Source organism: Tenacibaculum xiamenense (genome assembly GCF_964513065.1).
Lineage (GTDB): Bacteria > Bacteroidota > Bacteroidia > Flavobacteriales > Flavobacteriaceae > Polaribacter > Polaribacter xiamenense.
Window position 1 is genome coordinate 492,385 of record NZ_CAZEQU010000033.1, and the last position, 17,587, is coordinate 509,971.

The following is a 17,587-nucleotide window of genomic DNA, read 5'->3' on the forward strand; positions in this document are numbered from 1 at the left end:
ATTGAAAAGTACTTATTCAATTAATATTTTTTTTATTTCTAATTTGAAATTCTCATTTTTTTTGTTTCCAATCAAAATTGCAATTTCTTCTATTTTATTGGCGTTAAAATTTTCTTTATTGAGTTTATATCCTCTAAATGAAGGATAAAAATCTTTTAAGTTCAATTCTATTTTTTGTTCTCCCATTGTTGTTTGGAAGGATTGTACATACCAATACCTCTTATTTCTCTGAGATTTGATACGGAATTGATACTTTTTACCATCTCCTTTGATGTAAAGCGCAACTTTTTTGTTTTTATTAGAAATTTCAATTTCCGTTTTCAATCTTGTCATGGCGAAGCCTCCATTATTTTCAGTAGAAACCTGACCTGAGAAAACTCCCTGATTATTAGAGTTTATTTTCATTGAAGATGTTGAGATACCTCCCATAACATCATCATTGGTTACCCTCCAATTATAAGGAGTATTTTTCGAAAAATCACAGATTACGATATCAGAAATTGCCATAAATAATGCCGCTATGATAGTAAAAAGTTTCATATCTTAATTTTTATAGTTTAACACTCACAATTCCGGCGTCCATTGGTATTATTTGCCCAGAAATAGATTTCGCATTTCCTGATAGTAAGTACTCCGCTAATGACGCCACTTCTTTCGGATCGAGATACTGTTTTAAAGGATGTCTTTCTCGCATACTCTCTTGCTGTTTTTCATTTCTGAGTAATCTTGACGCCAATGGTGTATCGGTAACAGTAGGTGCGATTACATTGAATCTAATTTTTGTTGCATATTCTGCCGCTAACGATTTTGCCAACCCTTCTATGGCTGCTTTACTAACAGCTATACTCGAGTGAAACGGCATTCCTAAGTGTGTAGCAACTGTGCTAAACAAAACAACACTTCCATTCGTTTGTATGAGTTGCTTTTCATAATGTTTAATCACCCGAATAGCTCCAATTACATTGATATTAAAGTCGGTCTGAAAATCTTCTATTTTAAGTCTACTTAACGATTTTAAGTTTATACTTCCAGGACAATACACCAATCCATCTAAATTTTCGATATTAGGAAACTCATCTTGTAATACATCTATACTATGGTGAGTAATACCTTCAATATCGTTTGCACCTCTACTAAAAGAAACTATATGATGTGTACTTTTTAACTGATTCGCAATAGCAGCTCCTATTCCTTTACTTCCTCCTACTACTAAGATGGTTTTCATATAAAATTGATTTTTTAACTTTTTAAATAGTTTTGTAGTTCAACAATCTTTTCTTGTTTATTAAATGCTCCCCCATAAAAGCAAGTAATTGTTGATGATGAGTCATCTTTAACACCTCTAGAAGAAACACACAAATGCTTTGCATCAATAATTACAGCTACATCTTCTGTTTCTAAAATATTTTGTAAGTCAACAGCTATTTGATTTGTTAAACGCTCTTGTACCTGAGGTCTCTTAGCGTAATACTGTACTATTCTGTTTAATTTTGATAAGCCTATTACCTTTCCTGATGAAATATAAGCTACATGAGCCTTTCCTATGATAGGCACAAAATGATGCTCACAATTAGAGTAAAATTGAATATCTTTTTCAATGAGCATTTGATTGTATTGATACTTATTATCAAAAAGGGCAATTTTCGGCTTATTAGCTGGATTTAGCCCAGAAAAGATCTCATCGATATACATTTTAGCTACACGCTGTGGCGTACCTTTCAATGAATCATCTGTTAAGTCTAAGCCCATAACATCCATTATTTGAGAAAACAAGTCCGCTATTTTCTCTTTCTTTTCATTATCAGATACTTTAAAAGCATCTGGCTTCATTGGTGTATCAATTCCTGTATATAAATGATCTTCTCCAATTTCGTCTAATGAAAGACCATTTAAAGAATTAGACGTTAAAAGGGTATTCAACAAAGTTTCTTGGTGTTTCATATAGTTTAATTTTTAATTCCAAATGCTTTGGAATTTCATTTTTAATAACTCGATAAATAACAACTGCTATATTCTCTACAGTTGGATTTACCTCTTTAAAATATTCTACTTCTAAATTTAAATTTTTATGATCGAAAGGTTCTAAAACCTTTTCTTTGATAATATCAGATAATATTTTTGTATCAATAACATATCCTGTCTCCTCATCAACATAGCCAATAACGGTTACTTCTAATTCATAATTATGACCATGATAATGCGGGTTGTTGCATTTACCAAATACCTCTTTATTTTTCTCATCGGTCCAATTTTTGTTATGCAATCTATGGGCTGCATTGAAATGCTCTTTACGAGTTATTCCAAGTTTAAATTCACTCATTTATCTTTTAGCTATCTTATTATTACTTATTGTCTTTTGTCTTGAGCACTTAAAACGTCCTACTAAAAAATCTCTTTTAGCTTCATGTTTGGTTCTTCTTCCTTGCACTCTCTTTCTCCAACGTTTAAAGCTAGTTACTTTCAAATTCTTTCTCATGAGCTGAATTACTTCTTTCTCACTGAGCTCAAACTGAAATTTTATGGCGTCAAAAGTCGTCCTGTCTTCCCATGCCATTTCTATAATCCTATCTATTTCAATAGTCGTCAATAAATTCAAATTCTTCATTCGCTATATTTTTTAAATCGAGCATTTTTTCAATAAATTTCTTATTTATAGAACGGTTTCCTGTTTTTATCATTTGAACAAAGCTACCGTCAGAATGTATGCTAAAATAAGTTCCATTAAAAATGACTAGTTTATAGTAAGGAATTGCCCATGAAAACCGCTTTAATTGATTTGTCATATGAACAATGATTCCTTTTGGTCTTAATTCTATGCTTGCATAATTTAAATCAGAAACCTTGTTCACTAAACTTTGAAAATTTTGACTTACATTATTAATAATTAAACGCCCACTTCCAACACCTCCTAATCGCAGCTTGTCAAAAAATGAAAATGACTTCCCTATTAAGTGATTAATTTCACGCAGATCTGATTTTTCTGTATACGTTGTATTAAAAATAATCATACTCTATTTTATTATGTGTTTGTTTAAAATTCTAAAACTATCTTCAATTACATCTCTATCTTTTCTCATGTTCCATATTGTATCTGAAGCTCGTTTTCTTGTTGTTGCAACATCTACTATTGGATTCGGATAATTTTTACCTAATTTGAATCCATATAATTTTTGCTCAAGCATGGTAAGTTTAAAAGGCTCATGTCTAAAGCTAATGGGTAATCCTTTGAGTTCAGGAACCCATTTGGATATAAAATAGGCTTCAGGATCATGTTCTATTCCATTTTTTACTGGATTGTATATCCTTAAGGTGTTGATTCCAGTTTCTCCTGCCTGCATTTGAAGTTGCGGAAAATGGATTCCTGGTTCAAAGTCTAAGAACACTTTTGATAAATATTTGGAGGCTTCCTGCCAAGGTTGCCACAGATTGTGGGTAAAGAAAGAAACTACCATTGCCCTCATTCTAAAATTTAGATATCCTGTATCTTGCAAACAGCGCATACAAGCATCAATAATCGGAATTCCAGTTTTTCCTTCTTTCCAGGCCTCTTGATACTTCACCGAAATATCCTTCTTTAACTTTCTAAATCCTTTATTTATACTTTCGCTTTCCATAATACATTCCATTTCAAATTTTTGAATGAAATGCGCTTGCCATCGCAGCCTTGAAGTAAATGCGTCAATTGCTCGTTTATTTGCAGCTTCTCCTCTAAAAGTTTTAGCATATTGATATACCTCTCTTACAGATAAGTTGCCCCAAGCTAAATAAGGAGATAGCCTACTACAACTTTCTCTGGCTTGATTTGGTTTGGAAATAAATTTAGCATAATTGATATAACGATCTTCAAAAAATGATCTCATGTATTTTAATCCCATTGATCTTCCTCCTTTTTGAAAATTTGGAGTATCATCAGTATTTAATGAGACCAGCGTTAAGTTCTTTGATATCTCATCAATTTCGTGCTCACCTAAAAAAGAAAGTATTTTGTCATTTTCAATCTGAAATTGTGAGCCCGCCATATAATTTTCCCAATCCTCTTTCCAATGCTCTCTATTTTGTCTTCCTCTGAAAACACCATTATTTACATTTTCAATCCAACTGATGGAGTTATTACTACAAAAACGCTTAAAAGTTTTATCGCGATTGTACGTTTTTAACAAACCTGTTTCTTGGTGGGAATAAACACTAACAATTTTATATTTTGTTTGAAGGTAGCTAAACAAAGGGATAACTTCCGAGTTAACAGTTAGTATTCTCGTTTGATACGTTGCTAATTGGTCGTTTACATCTTTTAAAGATTGTTTAATAAAATTCCAATGTCTATCAGAATAATGAGGATCATTCAACAAACTAGGTTCGAACACATATAACAATAAAACTTTATTACCTGTTTTTAAAGCATTGTAAATAGCTTCATTATCATGTAATCTAAGATCTCTCTTAAGCCAAACAACAACTATTTTTTCTCTTTGAAGCATGTAAAACGGATTAACACTAACATTACTTCAAATTTACGAATTTTGTTTAACTAAATAAAAAATAGATTAAACAAAATAATTCTTATTTCTTATAGTTATATCGTTTTATCCTATTCTAAATACAACTAGTTGAATTTCAAAGGTTATATTAAAACCATCACTATATATACTTTTGTAATCTGCTCCACATAAATAGTTGGTGATAGGTAAATACTGCTATGAAAAATAAACGAAACTCAAAACAACAACAATAACTACAATTACACTTACTGGTTTCGCATATTTCCACGGAGTTATATCAACCTCTTCCGTAAATTTCTGAACATACGCCTCTTCTTGAGGATATAACTTCCCAATAAGCAGCATAATACCAATATTAATTAAAAATAGAATTCCCATTACATGTAAAAAATGTGGGTAATTTTCCGAACCAAAAACCATGGGTTTCAAAACAAACTGACTTAAGATATACAATACAGCACCAAATATAATAGCAAAGTTTGCGGCTACAGCAGGAACTCGTTTTGTAAGATACCCTACCACAATAATAGTTAATATAGGAATACTATAACACCCATTTACCTCTTGAAGATAACCGAACAATCCATCAGGAGCATTTGCTATAAAAGGAGCTACAAACATGGCTAGTAAAGCCAAAAATAGACCAAACCACTTACCCGCTTTTACCGTTTCCTTTTCTGTTGCTTCTTTATTAATAAACTCTTTATAAATATCTAAACCAAATAAGGTTACTGAACTATTTAAAGCTGAATTAAAAGAACTTAGAATTGCACCAAATAATACAGCGGCAAAAAAACCAACCAATGAGGGTGGTAATACTTTTGTGACTAACTCAGGATATGCTTCATCAGCATTAGGTAGATTTCCCTGAAAAATATGAAATGCAATAATACCCGGTACCACTACAATTAATGGACCTATAATTTTAATAAAAGAAGCCAATAGCAATCCTTTTTGCCCTTCTTTTAAATCCTTTGCTCCAAGCGCCCTTTGAATAATAGCCTGATTGGTTCCCCAGTAAAAAAGCTGAACGAGCATCATTCCTGTAAAAATAGTAGCAAACGGAATTGATGATTCATTGCTTCCGATGGCATTAAACTTTTCGGGATTACTATTTAATAATGTAGAAACTCCATTTGTAAAATCGCCTTGACCTATTTCTACAAAACCAAAGTAGGGAATTAATAGCCCTCCTATTAGTAAACCAATGGCATTGATAGTATCAGATACAGCTACTGCCTTTAAACCTCCAAAAATTGCATATATAGATCCAATAATTCCAATAGAAAAAACAGAAATCCATAATGCAGATGTTTTTGAAACATTTAATAACTCAGGTATATCAAACATGGTATTAATAGCTAAAGCACCTGAATACAAAACGATTGGTAATAATACAACTACGTACCCTGTTAAGAACAATCCGGAAGTCAATGCCTTTGTTGTTTTATTATATCTTCGCTCTAAAAACGTGGGTACTGTTGCTATTCCTCCTTTTAAATATCTTGGTAATAAGAATAGCGCCGTAATTACCATAGCTATTGCTGCTAAAGTTTCCCAAGCCATTACCAAAATTCCTTCTTGATATGCCGAACCATTCAGCCCTACAATTTGTTCAGTTGATAAATTAGTCAATAGTAATGAACCCGCTATGACCACTCCCGTCAAACTTCTACCTCCTAAAAAATACCCTTTTGAGGTATTTTCATCAGTTTTTCTTGTTGCATAATATGCTATAATCGCTACTAGTGCTGTAAATCCTAAAAAAGAAAATAATGCTCCCATAATTATTTCAATATAAAAGTATTTGTTAATTCAGCTTTTGAGTTTCCACCAACAAACACATTAAATTTTCCTGGTTCAACTAAAAACTCACCTCTATTATTATAAAACCCCAATTCTTTTTCATTAAGCTCGAAATTAACTGTTTTCGACTCTCCTTTTTCCAATTCTACCATTTCAAAACCTTTAAGCTCTCGAATTGGCCTTGTTATAGAAGCATACACATCATGCAAGTATAATTGTACAACCTCTTTTCCTTTTACCTTTCCTGTGTTTTTAACATCAACCGTTACGTGAACCTTATTTTGTCCATTAACCTTTATCTTTAAATTATTGTATGAAAAACTAGTATAGCTTAACCCATACCCAAAAGGATATAACGGATCATTTGTTTCATCAGAATAATGAGACCAGAAAACATTTCCTTCTCTTATTGGTCTTCCTGTGTTCTTATGATTGTAATATATTGGAACCTGTCCTAAACTTTTTGGGAAAGTCATTGGCAATTTACCACTAGGATTATAATCGCCATAAATTACTTGAGCTATAGCATTTCCACTTTGTACTCCTAATTGCCATGATTCAACAATAGCTGGAATATTATCTTTAGCCCAAGGAAAAGCTAGTGGTCTTCCATTCATTAGCACCAACACAATATTCTTGTTTACCTTATAAACCTCTTTTAATAACTGTTGCTGAACACCTGGTAAGTCAATAGTACTTCTACTTCGGGCTTCACCACTTTGCATTCCATGTTCTCCTAACACCATAACAACAACATCTGACCTTTTAGCCAAAGATAATGCTTCTTCAAACTCGGAAGTATCTTTAGTATTTACCTGTACCTCTTGAGTCATTGATATTTCTGTATTTGGAATAACCAAATCCGCACCTTTTGCATACTCCAATTTATTTTCTTTATACTCTTGAAATCCTTCAACTACTGACACAGCAGTCTCTTCTTTGGCTGCTAATCGCCAATTTCCTAAAGGACTCGTCTTATCATTTGCCAACGCTCCTATTAAAGCGATTTTCATCCCCTGCTTTTTTAATGGAAGTAGATCATTTTCATTTTTTAAAAGTACAATTGATTTTTTCGCTATGTCTAACGCATCTTCATGAAACTTCTTTTTCCCAGTTACTTCCTCCTCATTATTTTCATTACAATAACGATAAGGATCATCAAAAAGTCCTAACTCATATTTTACACGTAAAATTCGTCTCACGGCATCGTCAATTAGTTCTTTACCTACTTTACCTTCTTTTACTAAACCAGTCAATTCTTCAACATAGGCACTAGACTCCATATCCATATCAGACCCCGCATTTACTGCTAATTCAGCCGCATGATTCAAATCTTTAGCATGCCCATGTGCAACCAATTCACCTATTGACCCCCAATCTGAAATTACAAAACCTTTAAACTTCCAATCTTTCTTTAAAACCTCTCTTTGTAAAAATCTATCTGCTGTGGCAGGAACTCCATTAAGTTCATTAAAAGCATTCATAAACGTTTTTACACCAGCATCTGATACTGCTTTAAATGGAGGAAAAACTGTGTTATACAACGTAGAAGTGCCAATATCTACAGTATTATATTCTCTACCTGCTTCTATAAATCCATAGGCTGCAAAATGTTTTGCACAGGCTGCAATTGTCTTGGGTGAAGATAGATCGTTTCCTTGAAAACCTTTCACCCGTGCTACTGCTATTTTAGCTCCCAAAAAAGGATCCTCTCCTCCACCTTCCATAACTCTACCCCAACGAGCATCTCTTGAAACATCAATCATAGGTGCAAAGGTCCAATTTAGACCCGCGGCGGCAGCTTCTTCTGCAGCATTCTTTGCTGACTTCTCTATAATCTTTAAGTCCCAACTAGCAGCCTCCGCCAACGGTAAAGGAGCAATTGTCTTAAATCCATGAATAACATCAAACCCAAAAATTAATGGAATTCCCAAACGTGTTTCCTCAACTGCAATTTTTTGAAGTGCTTTCACTTGCTTCACTCCTCTTACATTTAGCATAGAACCTACCAATCCTTTTTTTAAATCCTCATATTTTTCGGCTTGATTTCCCTTATTTGGAACAGGTCCAGTTGCATCCCAAAAGCCATTGTATTGATTCATTTGACCTACCTTTTCTTCTAAGGTCATTACCTCAAGTAAACTATCAATTTTTCGTTCAATTGAACTGTTAACGACGGTATTGTTCATAGAGTCAAATGTTTTGGCTTTGGAATTAGTTTTATTGCAGGAGTTTAAAGCAATAATAACGATAACGAGTAAAGATTTTCTCATTTGTTGGTTTATCTTTTAGTTGTTTAGTCTTCAGCTTCACAGGTGGTATGCAACAAAAAAAAACGTAGAAATATCTCCCCTTAAATTGTTTTCAATCACACATGCTAACTTAAAGTTAAACAAATATTTACCAACGGTATTCGCATTTTAATGAAAAAGAACTAGAAATTAGTATGAAAACGTTTTCAGAAGGTTATTTTATTGAATAAAAATTGTAGAAAGTCTAAGCTTTTAACGTACGTCTTTTCGAATTACCGCTACATCTCTTACTACAATACTTTACGGAATCCCAATTTTTCTCCCATTTCTTTCTCCATAAAAACGGTTTTTTACAAATTGGACATACTTTAGTTGGTAAGTGTTGTTTTTTAGTCAATTATATATAAATTATAGTATTGATAATTAAACTAGCTTCAGAAACTAAGATTTATAAACCCAATAATCGGATATGAATTAAGAGTTATTGTTTTCAACTAGAGCATCCAACATTCCCTTAAAAACAAAACCATGAAAAGGTAAAACAGCATACCAGTACATTCTACCCAATATTCCCTTGGGTCTAAAAACCGCACGTTGGTATAAGGTTTGTTTAATAATCTTAAACTCTAACCAAGCTTCACCCGGGAGTTTCATTTCGGCATAAAGTAATAACCTTTTGTCATTTTTATCTGCTAAAAGCACACGCCAAAAATCGAGAGCATCTCCCGAAGTCAATTCTGTTTGATGTCTTCTTCCTCTTCTTAACCCCACACCACCAAATAGTTTATCAATAAAACCTCGTATTTTCCAAAGGAAGTTAAATCGGTACCAACCTGTTTCTCCACCTATTTTCCAAATCTGATTTAGGGTAAAATTTTCATCTATAATTTTTTTGCTTCGAATATCCTTGAAGCAACCATATTGAGGTAAATTTATATGTTTAGAGAAGTTAGCATTGAAAACCCCGCTAATCATAGCATCTTTCCAACTAGAAACAATAGAGTTTTGTTCTATTTTAATAAAAGCCTTTTTTACTGCTTCTTTATAGCTAATTGGTGAAATTTTAATAATTTCATTTATTTCCGAAGGCTTTCCTATTACTTCAACCTTCATGCTATCAACCAAAGAAGCTGCCAATTTAAATGAAGTCGAGGTCACAAAATACAACCAATAGGAAGACAACTTTGGAGTTAATACAGGTAACGTTATTATTAACCTTCTTAACTTTCTTACTTCAGCAAATTGAAGTAGCATTTGCTTATATGTTAAAACTTCTGGTCCAAAAACATCAAATGATTTATTGTAAAGTTCTTTTTTATCAATTGCTTCAGTCAAATACGTTAAAATATCTCTTATAGCAATAGGCTGTGTTTTCGTATTTAACCACTTTGGAGCAACCATAACTGGTAACTTTTCTACTAAATCTCTAATAATTTCAAAGGAAGCACTACCACTACCCACAATAATTCCAGCTCTGAAAGTAGTTAGATGGTATTTTTTTGATTGTAAAGTCTCCTCTACTCTAAATCTCGATTTCAAATGCTTTGATAAGCTTTGATCGTTAACAATACCACTTAAGTAAATTACTTGTTTACATTTTGTTTCTTCCAGAAGGTTTTTAAAATTTAAAGCACAGATATACTCAAGCTCTTCAAAATTGGAGCTACTCGTGGACATTGAGTGAATCAAATAATAAGCTATATCAATATCCTGAGGAAATTCAATTCTTTCTTTTTGAAGAAAATCGATTTCAATGAATTTTATGTTTTCTTTTTCTTTAAGGTTTTCTGGAATTCTATTTAAATCACGGACACAACAAATTAATTCATGGTTTTCATCCAAAAGTTTAGGTATTAGACGTTTTGCGATATAACCTGTTGTGCCTGTGATTAAAATTTTCATATGATCATTTTTATTATTCTAACAGTTTTGATTTAGGGCGTTGATAAGTCAAACGTTTATTTTGTTCTGGAACAGAATAACTATCTAAACCATTTATTGCAGCTACTTTAGCTTCTGACAAATTAACAAACCCATCCTCTTTCACCAATCTCTCCTCAATATAAAGGTCTAAAATTTCACCCAATACTAAAATCGTGTCATTTGCTTTGATATAGTATTCCTCTACATATTTCAACCCAATTTTTATGGGAGAACCTTTCACAAAAGGTGCATAGAATTCATTTAAATACTCTTCTTCCAATGAAGTCATGTCAAATTCCGACACATCAGATGAATATTTTGCTGAAGTATGGTGAGCATCTTCAATAATACCTTGATGAATATGGTTTACTGTAAAATACCCCGTTTCTTTAATATTGTCGTAAGTATTTCGTCTAACTGTAGTTGGTCTCAGGACAAAACCTAAAATTGGCGGTGCTGAACCGTAATGAACTACAGAACTAAAAACAGCCACATTTGATGTTCCATTTTTAGACTTTGTACCTATTAAGTTTGCCGACTTGAAACCTGATACACTGTTGATCAGATTTATTTTATACAAATGTTCTAATTGATCAATATGATCACGAGTGAAATACATTATAGTGTTTTAAAGTTATTAATTTTTACATCTTTGGCTTTTAAATCATGCATTAAATTATACAAACCAAAAAATGTTCTATTGATATAAATAAAGTGCTTTGATCCTCTATTTCCATTCATTTTCTTTAATTCTGTGCTTTTCGCATACTTTTGACCTAAATCGGCTATTTTATTAAAAAACACTTCGTTTGAGAAGTCAAATTCTTCTTGATGAAAAGGTTGTGTAAACAATGATAGCATTTCATGAAATAACTCCTTGAAAAAGACCTTTTCTTCTTTAGAATCATCAGTTCTTAAAATTTCTAATTCATATAACTTAGATTCGAAGAATTCAGGATTATTCACATTTTCTTTTTCCGCTAATTCAAAATAAGGAATATAAAAGCTATCTGGAACTTCTTTCATGCAGCCAAAGTCAATCACAATTAATTCATCATCCTCTGAAACTAGGAAGTTTCCTGGGTGAGGATCGGCGTGCACCTTCTTTAAAACATGCATTTGATACATATAAAAATCCCACAAAGCCTGTCCTATTTTATTTAAACTTTCTTGAGAAGGTGTCTTTGCTATGTATTCCGACAAATGCAAGCCTTCCATCCAGTCCATGGTTAAAATTCTCTCTGAAGAATATTCTGGATAATAATCAGGGAATTTTAAGTTAGGAATTGTACGACATTTATCAGCTATTTCCTTACTTTGAGCAAGCTCCAATTCATAGTTTGTTTCTTCTACTAATTTATTCTCTACTTCTTTAAAATATTCATCAGACCCCTCTCCTCGAATATTAAACATCTTTATTGCTATTGGTTTTACCATTGCCAAATCAGAAGAGATACTATCTGCAACTCCAGGATACTGAATTTTCACCGCTAATTGCTTCTTATCTTTAGTTGCTTTATGTACTTGTCCAATACTTGCTGCGTTTACAGATTCTGTTGTAAACGTATCAAAAACTTCTGTTGGAGCTTTTTTAAAATATTTACGGAAAGTTTTAACGACCAAAGGCGAAGACAAAGGAGGCACCGAAAATTGTGAAAGTGAAAATTTCTCAACATAGGCTCTAGGTAAAATATTCTTTTCCATACTTAGCATTTGAGCAACTTTTAAGGCAGATCCTTTCAACGTTTTCAATCCATCATAAATATCCGTGGCATTCGCTTCATTCAAGTTTTCTTTTGCCTCTTCCTCAGATTTCACAATCTTTTCTCCATAATACTTCGCATAATTAACTCCTACTTTGATTCCAGTGGTAATTAGTTTTGAAGCTCTTTCTATTTTTGAGGTTGGTATACTATTTATACTTTTCATTTTTTTCTTTTTTTGTTGTGCTCAATGTTTTAGATAAGCACAGCATGTTTACATAATTATTTAAACATATCACTTCAAGCTGTAGGCGTTTTTTCTTTCCATAAAAACTTAGCAAAATCGAAAACACTTTGAATTGGTGTTATATCTTTTAAATCGAAACTTGCTTTAACCGATTTTTCTATGAAAATATCTGTCTTTTCAAAATTTGGAGATTCATCTTCCAACCAAAATTGAAGTGTAAATAACAACTGCAACCATGAAGCTTCAGCCATACCTTTATCTCTTAATTTATTAATTCTTTCATTTTTTAAATCAATAGAATCGGTAAAAATCTCTCTGTCTGTAAACTCTATAAACTCTCTCCTTAAATGTGATAATAATTTCAATGATTCAAGTTTATTTTTATTCTCTTTTAATCTTTGAAAAACATACGACCTGTTAGCTGTTAATAATTCAAAGAATGTATAGTAAAAGCTTAATAATTTACTTTTTGAATCATACGTTTTATATTCTTCATTCTTCAAAAGCAGCTCCAATGTTTTTGTACAAAAAATCCCAAAAATTTGCTTCTCTAAAGTCTCGAAACTCGAAAAGAACTGATAAAATTCATTTTCTTCGAATTTGTTTTCTTTCGCAAAAGCGTATACTGATTTTGGGGTACCGTTTAACAACACTTCATTCATATATAATTCAATTATTTTGTCTGAAGTGATCCTTTTTTTTCCTGTCATTTTTTTAATTTTTAATTGTTTAAGACAATATATGTATTGAGACTCGTGGCAATAATCATCCAAATTAAATAAGGAGCAATGAGCCACGAATATTGTTTAAGTTCATTTTTAAAACTGAATGTAAAATAAACTATCAAGAGTAGTAAGAGTAATATGACGACTAGGCCAAATCCTGTTTTATGTTGATTGAAAAATGCATAGTTCCAACCCACATTTAACATCCATTGTGTTGAATATAGTAGTAAAAGTTTTTTGTTTAAAAAGGATCTTTGAAAACTTAATTTTGTCATGTATCCTGCATACAGAAACATAATGGTGGTCCAAGCCGTTCCGAACATCCAATTTGGTGGGGTCCACGGAGCTTTTTCTAAAGATAAATACCACTCTGTTCTAGGTCCATCATTCATCAACTGCACACCAATATACAATGCTAACAAATTAGCCGTAAGGAATACAAAATACCTTGTAATTGGTTTACTCAACATAACTTCTATTTTTTAGGTAATTAAACACTAACTGAATTGAAAATAGCAAGTTGAAAGCATAAAAAATATCTTCAAATGGTATCGTAAATAAGCGAAAACTGAGATTTTCATTATTATTATACCAAACAACCGGTTCCTCTATAAAGCTTCCTGTCAATATTCCATTTACGATGAAAAAAGGAACTAGAATAACCAAAAAACTAGGAAAATAAACTGCCAACTCTTTCTTATAATACTTAAGTGAATAGATTAAAAGAACCAAAAAGAAACTAAAATTTACGGTGGTGTACCATTTTCCAAAATTCATAATTAATAACACCGCTATTAAAGTTAGAAGTATTAAAGAAATCCATAAAGTAGCTTGTTTCGACAATTTAAAATTCGGTAAATAATACTTCAGGACTTCATGAGTAAATAAACACGCATAAGGTATACAAAAAAAGAACATCCATTCTTCTATTGGCATGTTTAAAATAAGTAAAGACACGTGATAATCTGAATTAAACCCCCAAACACCTGCAGATGTAAATAGAGCATCCCAGATTAAAAAAGGAATAGCAACGGTCAAAATACTTAGTAAAGCGTATTTAAAGTGCTTTATAAAATGGAATTCTTTTTCAAAAATACTATACAGCAAAGGAATACTGAGGCTTCCAATATTTAATATTAGATATAGATAATTATTTACCATTTTGCCTTTTTAAAATACTTAAACGGAACAAACAACATTCCAAAACATTCTCCATCTTCTTTCCCCATGTGTTTATGATGTATTTTGTGAGCCTTTCTTAACCCTCTTAAATACCTGTTTTTTGTATTCTTAAACCAACTAAATCTTCTATGTATTAGCACGTCATGGACTAAAAAATAGGCCAAACCATATAATAATATTCCCAAACCAATAAAGAACAAGTAATTCAATTCCGGTCTAATTCCAAAGTAAAAGAGCAACATACTAGGGATGGCAAACACAATGAAAAAAGCATCATTTTTTTCGAAAACGTGTGGATATCCAGGTTGATGATGATCTTCATGTAAATACCATCCAAAACCGTGCATAACATATTTGTGCGTTAACCATGTAATGCCTTCCATTATAATAAATGTAACTAAGGTTATTGCTATAAATAAAATCATAAAGATGTATTCTTTTTTATATAAAAATCTAAATAGTCTGAGTTATCGGCTTCTTTTAGTTTTTGAGACAAAAACTCTTTATCTATTTTGATACTTGATTTATAATTTAATATTGCTGGTATATTCTCTTGAATTACTAATCGTAAATAACGTAAATCAGTATTGTTTGGGTTTTCTTTTATTAAAGTTTCCAATTTTTTCTTTCCTTGATTGAAAACAGCTAACTTTTTCCAAGGAAAAAATTTATGTTTTGCTTGCTTCATTTGTAATGAAACGACGTAGCCCTTTATACTAATTTTATCCGAAGATTTGTATTTATTGATAAAAACCAATTCTTTTTCTTTTGTATCTGCTTTATGATAGTCCAAAACATACTCAGGAACCTCATTTGACATCACAAAAACAAACGAAAAAATAAGCAATAATAACTTCATAGATAGATAGTGAGAGAATTTACTCTAACAAATTTAACTTATATCTCGCATATCCCCTCATCAAAAGACTAATTTTTAATCCGTTTGAAATCCTTACTCTAGATTCCATAATTTCAGATGAAGGAACCGATTTTAACTTCCTCAGTAAACGTTTGTAATATTTATATGCGATATAAACTCCAAACTTTGCTTCAACAGGTAATTTTAAAATCCCATTGTTATATGCATACTGAAAATCCTCTTCAATCTCTTTTATTATCGTTTCTTTTGATTCATTGTTTAATTCTCTTAAATTAATATTTGGAAAGTATGATCGATTTAACTCTTCAATATCTTCTTTTAAATCACGTAAAAAATTAACCTTTTGGAAAGCGGAACCTAAACGCATTGCTGCATCTTTTAGTTCTTCATACTTCCTTTCATCTCCTTTCACAAAAACACGTAAACACATTAGCCCTACGACATCGGCAGATCCATAGATGTAGGCATCGTACTCCTCTTGGGTTTCGTAATCTTTCTTAGATAGATCAGCTCTCATGCTTTTGAGAAAAGCCTGTACCAAATCATCTTGAATATTATATTTCTTTACTGTATGAATGAAAGAATTTAAAATAGGATTTAAACTAATTCCTTGATGCATTCCTAAATAGTAGTTCTTTTCAAACTGAAATAACAAAGCTTCTTTATCATATTCATGAAATGTATCTACAATTTCATCCGCAAACCGAACAAACCCGTAAATATTATAAATAGCAGATCGTATTTCTGGAGCCAACATTCGAGTAGCTAAAGAAAACGATGTACTATATTTTTTTGTAACTAGTTTACTGCAGTTGTACGAAACTTGATCAAATAATTCTTTCATTATCTACGTGTTTTTAAGATTAGTTCTGAGGCAACTTTTCCAGAAATTAAAGACGGAGGAACCCCTGGTCCAGGAACCGTCAGTTGTCCTGTAAAGTATAAATTGTTTACTTTTTTACTCTTTAATTTTGGTCTTAGAAAAGCCGTTTGGGTTAAAATATTTGCCAATCCATAGGCATTCCCCTTATATGAGTTGTAGTCTTTGATGAAATCATTAACACAATAACTCTCTTTAAAAAGAATGCTATCCCTCACTGTTTGGTTTGTTAGTTTTTCAAGTCTTTCAATGATAATATTGAAGTATTTCTCTCTTAACTCCTGAGTGTCTTCTATTCCAGGAGCTAAAGGAATTAAAAATGTTCCAGCTTCTTTTCCTTCAGGTGCAAAAGACTCGTCTGTTATCGAAGGAAAACTCGCATAAAATAAAGGATTTTCTGGCCAGCTCGGATCATCATAAATTGTCACTGCATGCGTATCAAAATCCGCATCAAAGAATAATGTATGATGCTCAACATTCTTAATTTTTTTATTAAACCCAATATAAAACAATAATGACGAAGGCGCAAATATTTTCTTTGACCAATACCTTTCAGTATATTGTCTATAGCTTTGGTCTAATAAGCTCTCTGTGTGATGATAATCTGCACCACTCAACAATAAGGATGTTTCAATTTCCTTATCATTTACCTGTATACTTTTTACATTACTCTTAGAGTCTAGATTGATCTTGGTTACACTCGCATTTGTAACAAAAGTCACCCCCATTTCCTTGGCCAAACTAACCATACCTTCTATAACTTTGTACATTCCTCCTTTCGGATGCCAAGTTCCCAGAGAAAAATCGGCATAGTTCATAAAATTATAAAAGGCAGGTGTATTACTTGGTTTGGCTCCTAGAAATAGAACGGGGAACTCTAAAATTTGTATTAATTTCTTACTTTTTATCTTTTTTCTTACCTGTTGTCTTATGGTAGAAAAAAACTGGTTTACTCTTACAGCTGTTTTTGGAGTTACAAGTTCTAAAGCAGATACTCCTGGTTTATACACCATATCCTTCACTGCAATATCATAGTTATCTCTTGCTGAATTCATGAAGTTCATAAGATGCTTTGAACTTCCTTTTTCTTCTTTTTCAAAAACCTCACATATATCCTCTAAATTGTCAGGTATTGTTATACTATCCTGTTTACCAAAATATACCTGGTATGCTGGAGATAACTTTTCTAACTCATAATAATCAGATGGCTTTTTACCAAAATCAGCAAAAAACTTTTCAAAAACATCAGGCATCCAATACCATGTAGGACCAATATCAAAAGTAAATCCTTCATTCAAATATTGTCTGGCCCTACCACCTACAGTATTATTTTTCTCATAAACGGTAACCTCATATCCATATTTAGCCATATAACAAGCCGCAGATATTGAGGAAAACCCTGAACCGATAATAGATATTTTATTTTTTTGTTTAATCATACTTACACAAAGTTAAACAAAATTATAATAGAACCGAAAAAACAAGCTAAA

At 32.0% G+C, this 17,587-nt stretch carries 20 protein-coding genes; all 20 read right to left on the bottom strand.

Features of this window, described 5'->3' with window-relative positions:
* Positions 1 to 12: 12 nt before the first annotated feature.
* Positions 13 to 540: a CIA30 family protein gene (locus tag ACKTTV_RS13175; RefSeq protein WP_408031310.1), complete on the bottom strand. Its 528-nt coding sequence runs from the start codon at positions 538 to 540 to the stop codon at positions 13 to 15.
* Positions 541 to 550: 10 nt separating this feature from the next.
* Positions 551 to 1,225, bottom strand: a complete 675-nt coding sequence (locus tag ACKTTV_RS13180) for an SDR family NAD(P)-dependent oxidoreductase (RefSeq protein WP_408031311.1) — start codon at positions 1,223 to 1,225, stop codon at positions 551 to 553.
* A 14-nt stretch (positions 1,226 to 1,239) separates the two neighbouring features.
* A complete protein-coding gene (folE, locus tag ACKTTV_RS13185; RefSeq protein WP_408031312.1) occupies positions 1,240 to 1,941 on the bottom strand; it encodes a GTP cyclohydrolase I FolE in 702 nt (233 codons plus the stop codon).
* Entirely contained in the window at positions 1,898 to 2,320 is a 423-nt protein-coding gene (locus tag ACKTTV_RS13190; RefSeq protein WP_408031313.1) for a 6-pyruvoyl trahydropterin synthase family protein, read from the bottom strand. The genes folE and ACKTTV_RS13190 overlap by 44 nt, the downstream gene beginning before the upstream one ends.
* The gene (locus ACKTTV_RS13195) at positions 2,321 to 2,605 is read right to left on the bottom strand and encodes a TIGR03643 family protein (protein ID WP_408031314.1); all 285 of its coding nucleotides are present in this window, start codon (positions 2,603 to 2,605) and stop codon (positions 2,321 to 2,323) included.
* Entirely contained in the window at positions 2,574 to 3,008 is a 435-nt protein-coding gene (locus ACKTTV_RS13200; protein WP_408031315.1) for a hypothetical protein, read from the bottom strand. The genes ACKTTV_RS13195 and ACKTTV_RS13200 overlap by 32 nt, the downstream gene beginning before the upstream one ends.
* Before the next feature lie 3 nt (positions 3,009 to 3,011).
* Complete coding sequence (locus ACKTTV_RS13205) at positions 3,012 to 4,478, bottom strand: cryptochrome/deoxyribodipyrimidine photo-lyase family protein (protein WP_408031316.1); 1,467 nt, start codon at positions 4,476 to 4,478, stop codon at positions 3,012 to 3,014.
* A gap of 216 nt (positions 4,479 to 4,694) precedes the next feature.
* Entirely contained in the window at positions 4,695 to 6,284 is a 1,590-nt protein-coding gene (locus tag ACKTTV_RS13210) for a solute:sodium symporter family transporter (RefSeq protein WP_408031317.1), read from the bottom strand.
* Between the two features lie 2 nt (positions 6,285 to 6,286).
* A complete protein-coding gene (gene bglX / locus ACKTTV_RS13215; protein ID WP_408031318.1) occupies positions 6,287 to 8,578 on the bottom strand; it encodes a beta-glucosidase BglX in 2,292 nt (763 codons plus the stop codon).
* A gap of 223 nt (positions 8,579 to 8,801) precedes the next feature.
* Positions 8,802 to 8,954 carry a DUF2256 domain-containing protein gene (locus ACKTTV_RS13220; RefSeq protein WP_408031319.1) on the bottom strand — a complete coding sequence of 51 codons (153 nt, stop codon included), beginning with the start codon at positions 8,952 to 8,954 and terminating at the stop codon, positions 8,802 to 8,804.
* 77 nt (positions 8,955 to 9,031) lie between these two features.
* The gene (locus ACKTTV_RS13225; RefSeq protein ID WP_408031320.1) at positions 9,032 to 10,459 is read right to left on the bottom strand and encodes an SDR family oxidoreductase; all 1,428 of its coding nucleotides are present in this window, start codon (positions 10,457 to 10,459) and stop codon (positions 9,032 to 9,034) included.
* Positions 10,460 to 10,472: 13 nt separating this feature from the next.
* The gene (locus tag ACKTTV_RS13230) at positions 10,473 to 11,102 is read right to left on the bottom strand and encodes a flavin reductase family protein (RefSeq protein WP_408031618.1); all 630 of its coding nucleotides are present in this window, start codon (positions 11,100 to 11,102) and stop codon (positions 10,473 to 10,475) included.
* On the bottom strand, positions 11,099 to 12,409 hold the full coding sequence (locus ACKTTV_RS13235; protein WP_408031321.1) for an ABC1 kinase family protein: 1,311 nt from the start codon (positions 12,407 to 12,409) through the stop codon (positions 11,099 to 11,101). The genes ACKTTV_RS13230 and ACKTTV_RS13235 overlap by 4 nt, the downstream gene beginning before the upstream one ends.
* A gap of 74 nt (positions 12,410 to 12,483) precedes the next feature.
* The gene (locus ACKTTV_RS13240; RefSeq protein ID WP_408031322.1) at positions 12,484 to 13,140 is read right to left on the bottom strand and encodes a TetR family transcriptional regulator C-terminal domain-containing protein; all 657 of its coding nucleotides are present in this window, start codon (positions 13,138 to 13,140) and stop codon (positions 12,484 to 12,486) included.
* 11 nt (positions 13,141 to 13,151) lie between these two features.
* Positions 13,152 to 13,625, bottom strand: coding sequence for a TspO/MBR family protein (locus tag ACKTTV_RS13245; RefSeq protein ID WP_408031323.1), 474 nt, complete (start codon positions 13,623 to 13,625; stop codon positions 13,152 to 13,154).
* Positions 13,615 to 14,316: a lycopene cyclase domain-containing protein gene (locus tag ACKTTV_RS13250; protein ID WP_408031324.1), complete on the bottom strand. Its 702-nt coding sequence runs from the start codon at positions 14,314 to 14,316 to the stop codon at positions 13,615 to 13,617. Before ACKTTV_RS13250 ends, ACKTTV_RS13245 begins: the two co-directional genes overlap by 11 nt.
* Complete coding sequence (locus ACKTTV_RS13255) at positions 14,310 to 14,762, bottom strand: sterol desaturase family protein (protein ID WP_408031325.1); 453 nt, start codon at positions 14,760 to 14,762, stop codon at positions 14,310 to 14,312. Before ACKTTV_RS13255 ends, ACKTTV_RS13250 begins: the two co-directional genes overlap by 7 nt.
* Complete coding sequence (locus tag ACKTTV_RS13260) at positions 14,759 to 15,196, bottom strand: hypothetical protein (RefSeq protein WP_408031326.1); 438 nt, start codon at positions 15,194 to 15,196, stop codon at positions 14,759 to 14,761. Before ACKTTV_RS13260 ends, ACKTTV_RS13255 begins: the two co-directional genes overlap by 4 nt.
* Positions 15,197 to 15,215: 19 nt before the next feature.
* Positions 15,216 to 16,061, bottom strand: a complete 846-nt coding sequence (locus tag ACKTTV_RS13265) for a phytoene/squalene synthase family protein (RefSeq protein WP_408031327.1) — start codon at positions 16,059 to 16,061, stop codon at positions 15,216 to 15,218.
* Complete coding sequence (locus ACKTTV_RS13270) at positions 16,061 to 17,536, bottom strand: phytoene desaturase family protein (RefSeq protein WP_408031328.1); 1,476 nt, start codon at positions 17,534 to 17,536, stop codon at positions 16,061 to 16,063. Before ACKTTV_RS13270 ends, ACKTTV_RS13265 begins: the two co-directional genes overlap by 1 nt.
* Positions 17,537 to 17,587 lie beyond the last annotated feature (51 nt).

Coding starts and splice junctions, on each gene's coding strand:
- ACKTTV_RS13265 (WP_408031327.1), bottom strand. CDS start 16,061: ATGAAAGAATTATTTGATCAAGTTTCGTACAACTGCAGTAAACTAGTT.
- ACKTTV_RS13180 (WP_408031311.1), bottom strand. CDS start 1,225: ATGAAAACCATCTTAGTAGTAGGAGGAAGTAAAGGAATAGGAGCTGCT.
- ACKTTV_RS13255 (WP_408031325.1), bottom strand. CDS start 14,762: ATGATTTTATTTATAGCAATAACCTTAGTTACATTTATTATAATGGAA.
- ACKTTV_RS13225 (WP_408031320.1), bottom strand. CDS start 10,459: ATGAAAATTTTAATCACAGGCACAACAGGTTATATCGCAAAACGTCTA.
- ACKTTV_RS13195 (WP_408031314.1), bottom strand. CDS start 2,605: ATGAAGAATTTGAATTTATTGACGACTATTGAAATAGATAGGATTATA.
- ACKTTV_RS13235 (WP_408031321.1), bottom strand. CDS start 12,409: ATGAAAAGTATAAATAGTATACCAACCTCAAAAATAGAAAGAGCTTCA.
- ACKTTV_RS13260 (WP_408031326.1), bottom strand. CDS start 15,196: ATGAAGTTATTATTGCTTATTTTTTCGTTTGTTTTTGTGATGTCAAAT.
- ACKTTV_RS13175 (WP_408031310.1), bottom strand. CDS start 540: ATGAAACTTTTTACTATCATAGCGGCATTATTTATGGCAATTTCTGAT.
- ACKTTV_RS13210 (WP_408031317.1), bottom strand. CDS start 6,284: ATGGGAGCATTATTTTCTTTTTTAGGATTTACAGCACTAGTAGCGATT.
- ACKTTV_RS13245 (WP_408031323.1), bottom strand. CDS start 13,625: ATGTTGAGTAAACCAATTACAAGGTATTTTGTATTCCTTACGGCTAAT.
- ACKTTV_RS13200 (WP_408031315.1), bottom strand. CDS start 3,008: ATGATTATTTTTAATACAACGTATACAGAAAAATCAGATCTGCGTGAA.
- bglX (WP_408031318.1), bottom strand. CDS start 8,578: ATGAGAAAATCTTTACTCGTTATCGTTATTATTGCTTTAAACTCCTGC.
- ACKTTV_RS13250 (WP_408031324.1), bottom strand. CDS start 14,316: ATGGTAAATAATTATCTATATCTAATATTAAATATTGGAAGCCTCAGT.
- ACKTTV_RS13270 (WP_408031328.1), bottom strand. CDS start 17,536: ATGATTAAACAAAAAAATAAAATATCTATTATCGGTTCAGGGTTTTCC.
- folE (WP_408031312.1), bottom strand. CDS start 1,941: ATGAAACACCAAGAAACTTTGTTGAATACCCTTTTAACGTCTAATTCT.
- ACKTTV_RS13190 (WP_408031313.1), bottom strand. CDS start 2,320: ATGAGTGAATTTAAACTTGGAATAACTCGTAAAGAGCATTTCAATGCA.
- ACKTTV_RS13205 (WP_408031316.1), bottom strand. CDS start 4,478: ATGCTTCAAAGAGAAAAAATAGTTGTTGTTTGGCTTAAGAGAGATCTT.
- ACKTTV_RS13240 (WP_408031322.1), bottom strand. CDS start 13,140: ATGACAGGAAAAAAAAGGATCACTTCAGACAAAATAATTGAATTATAT.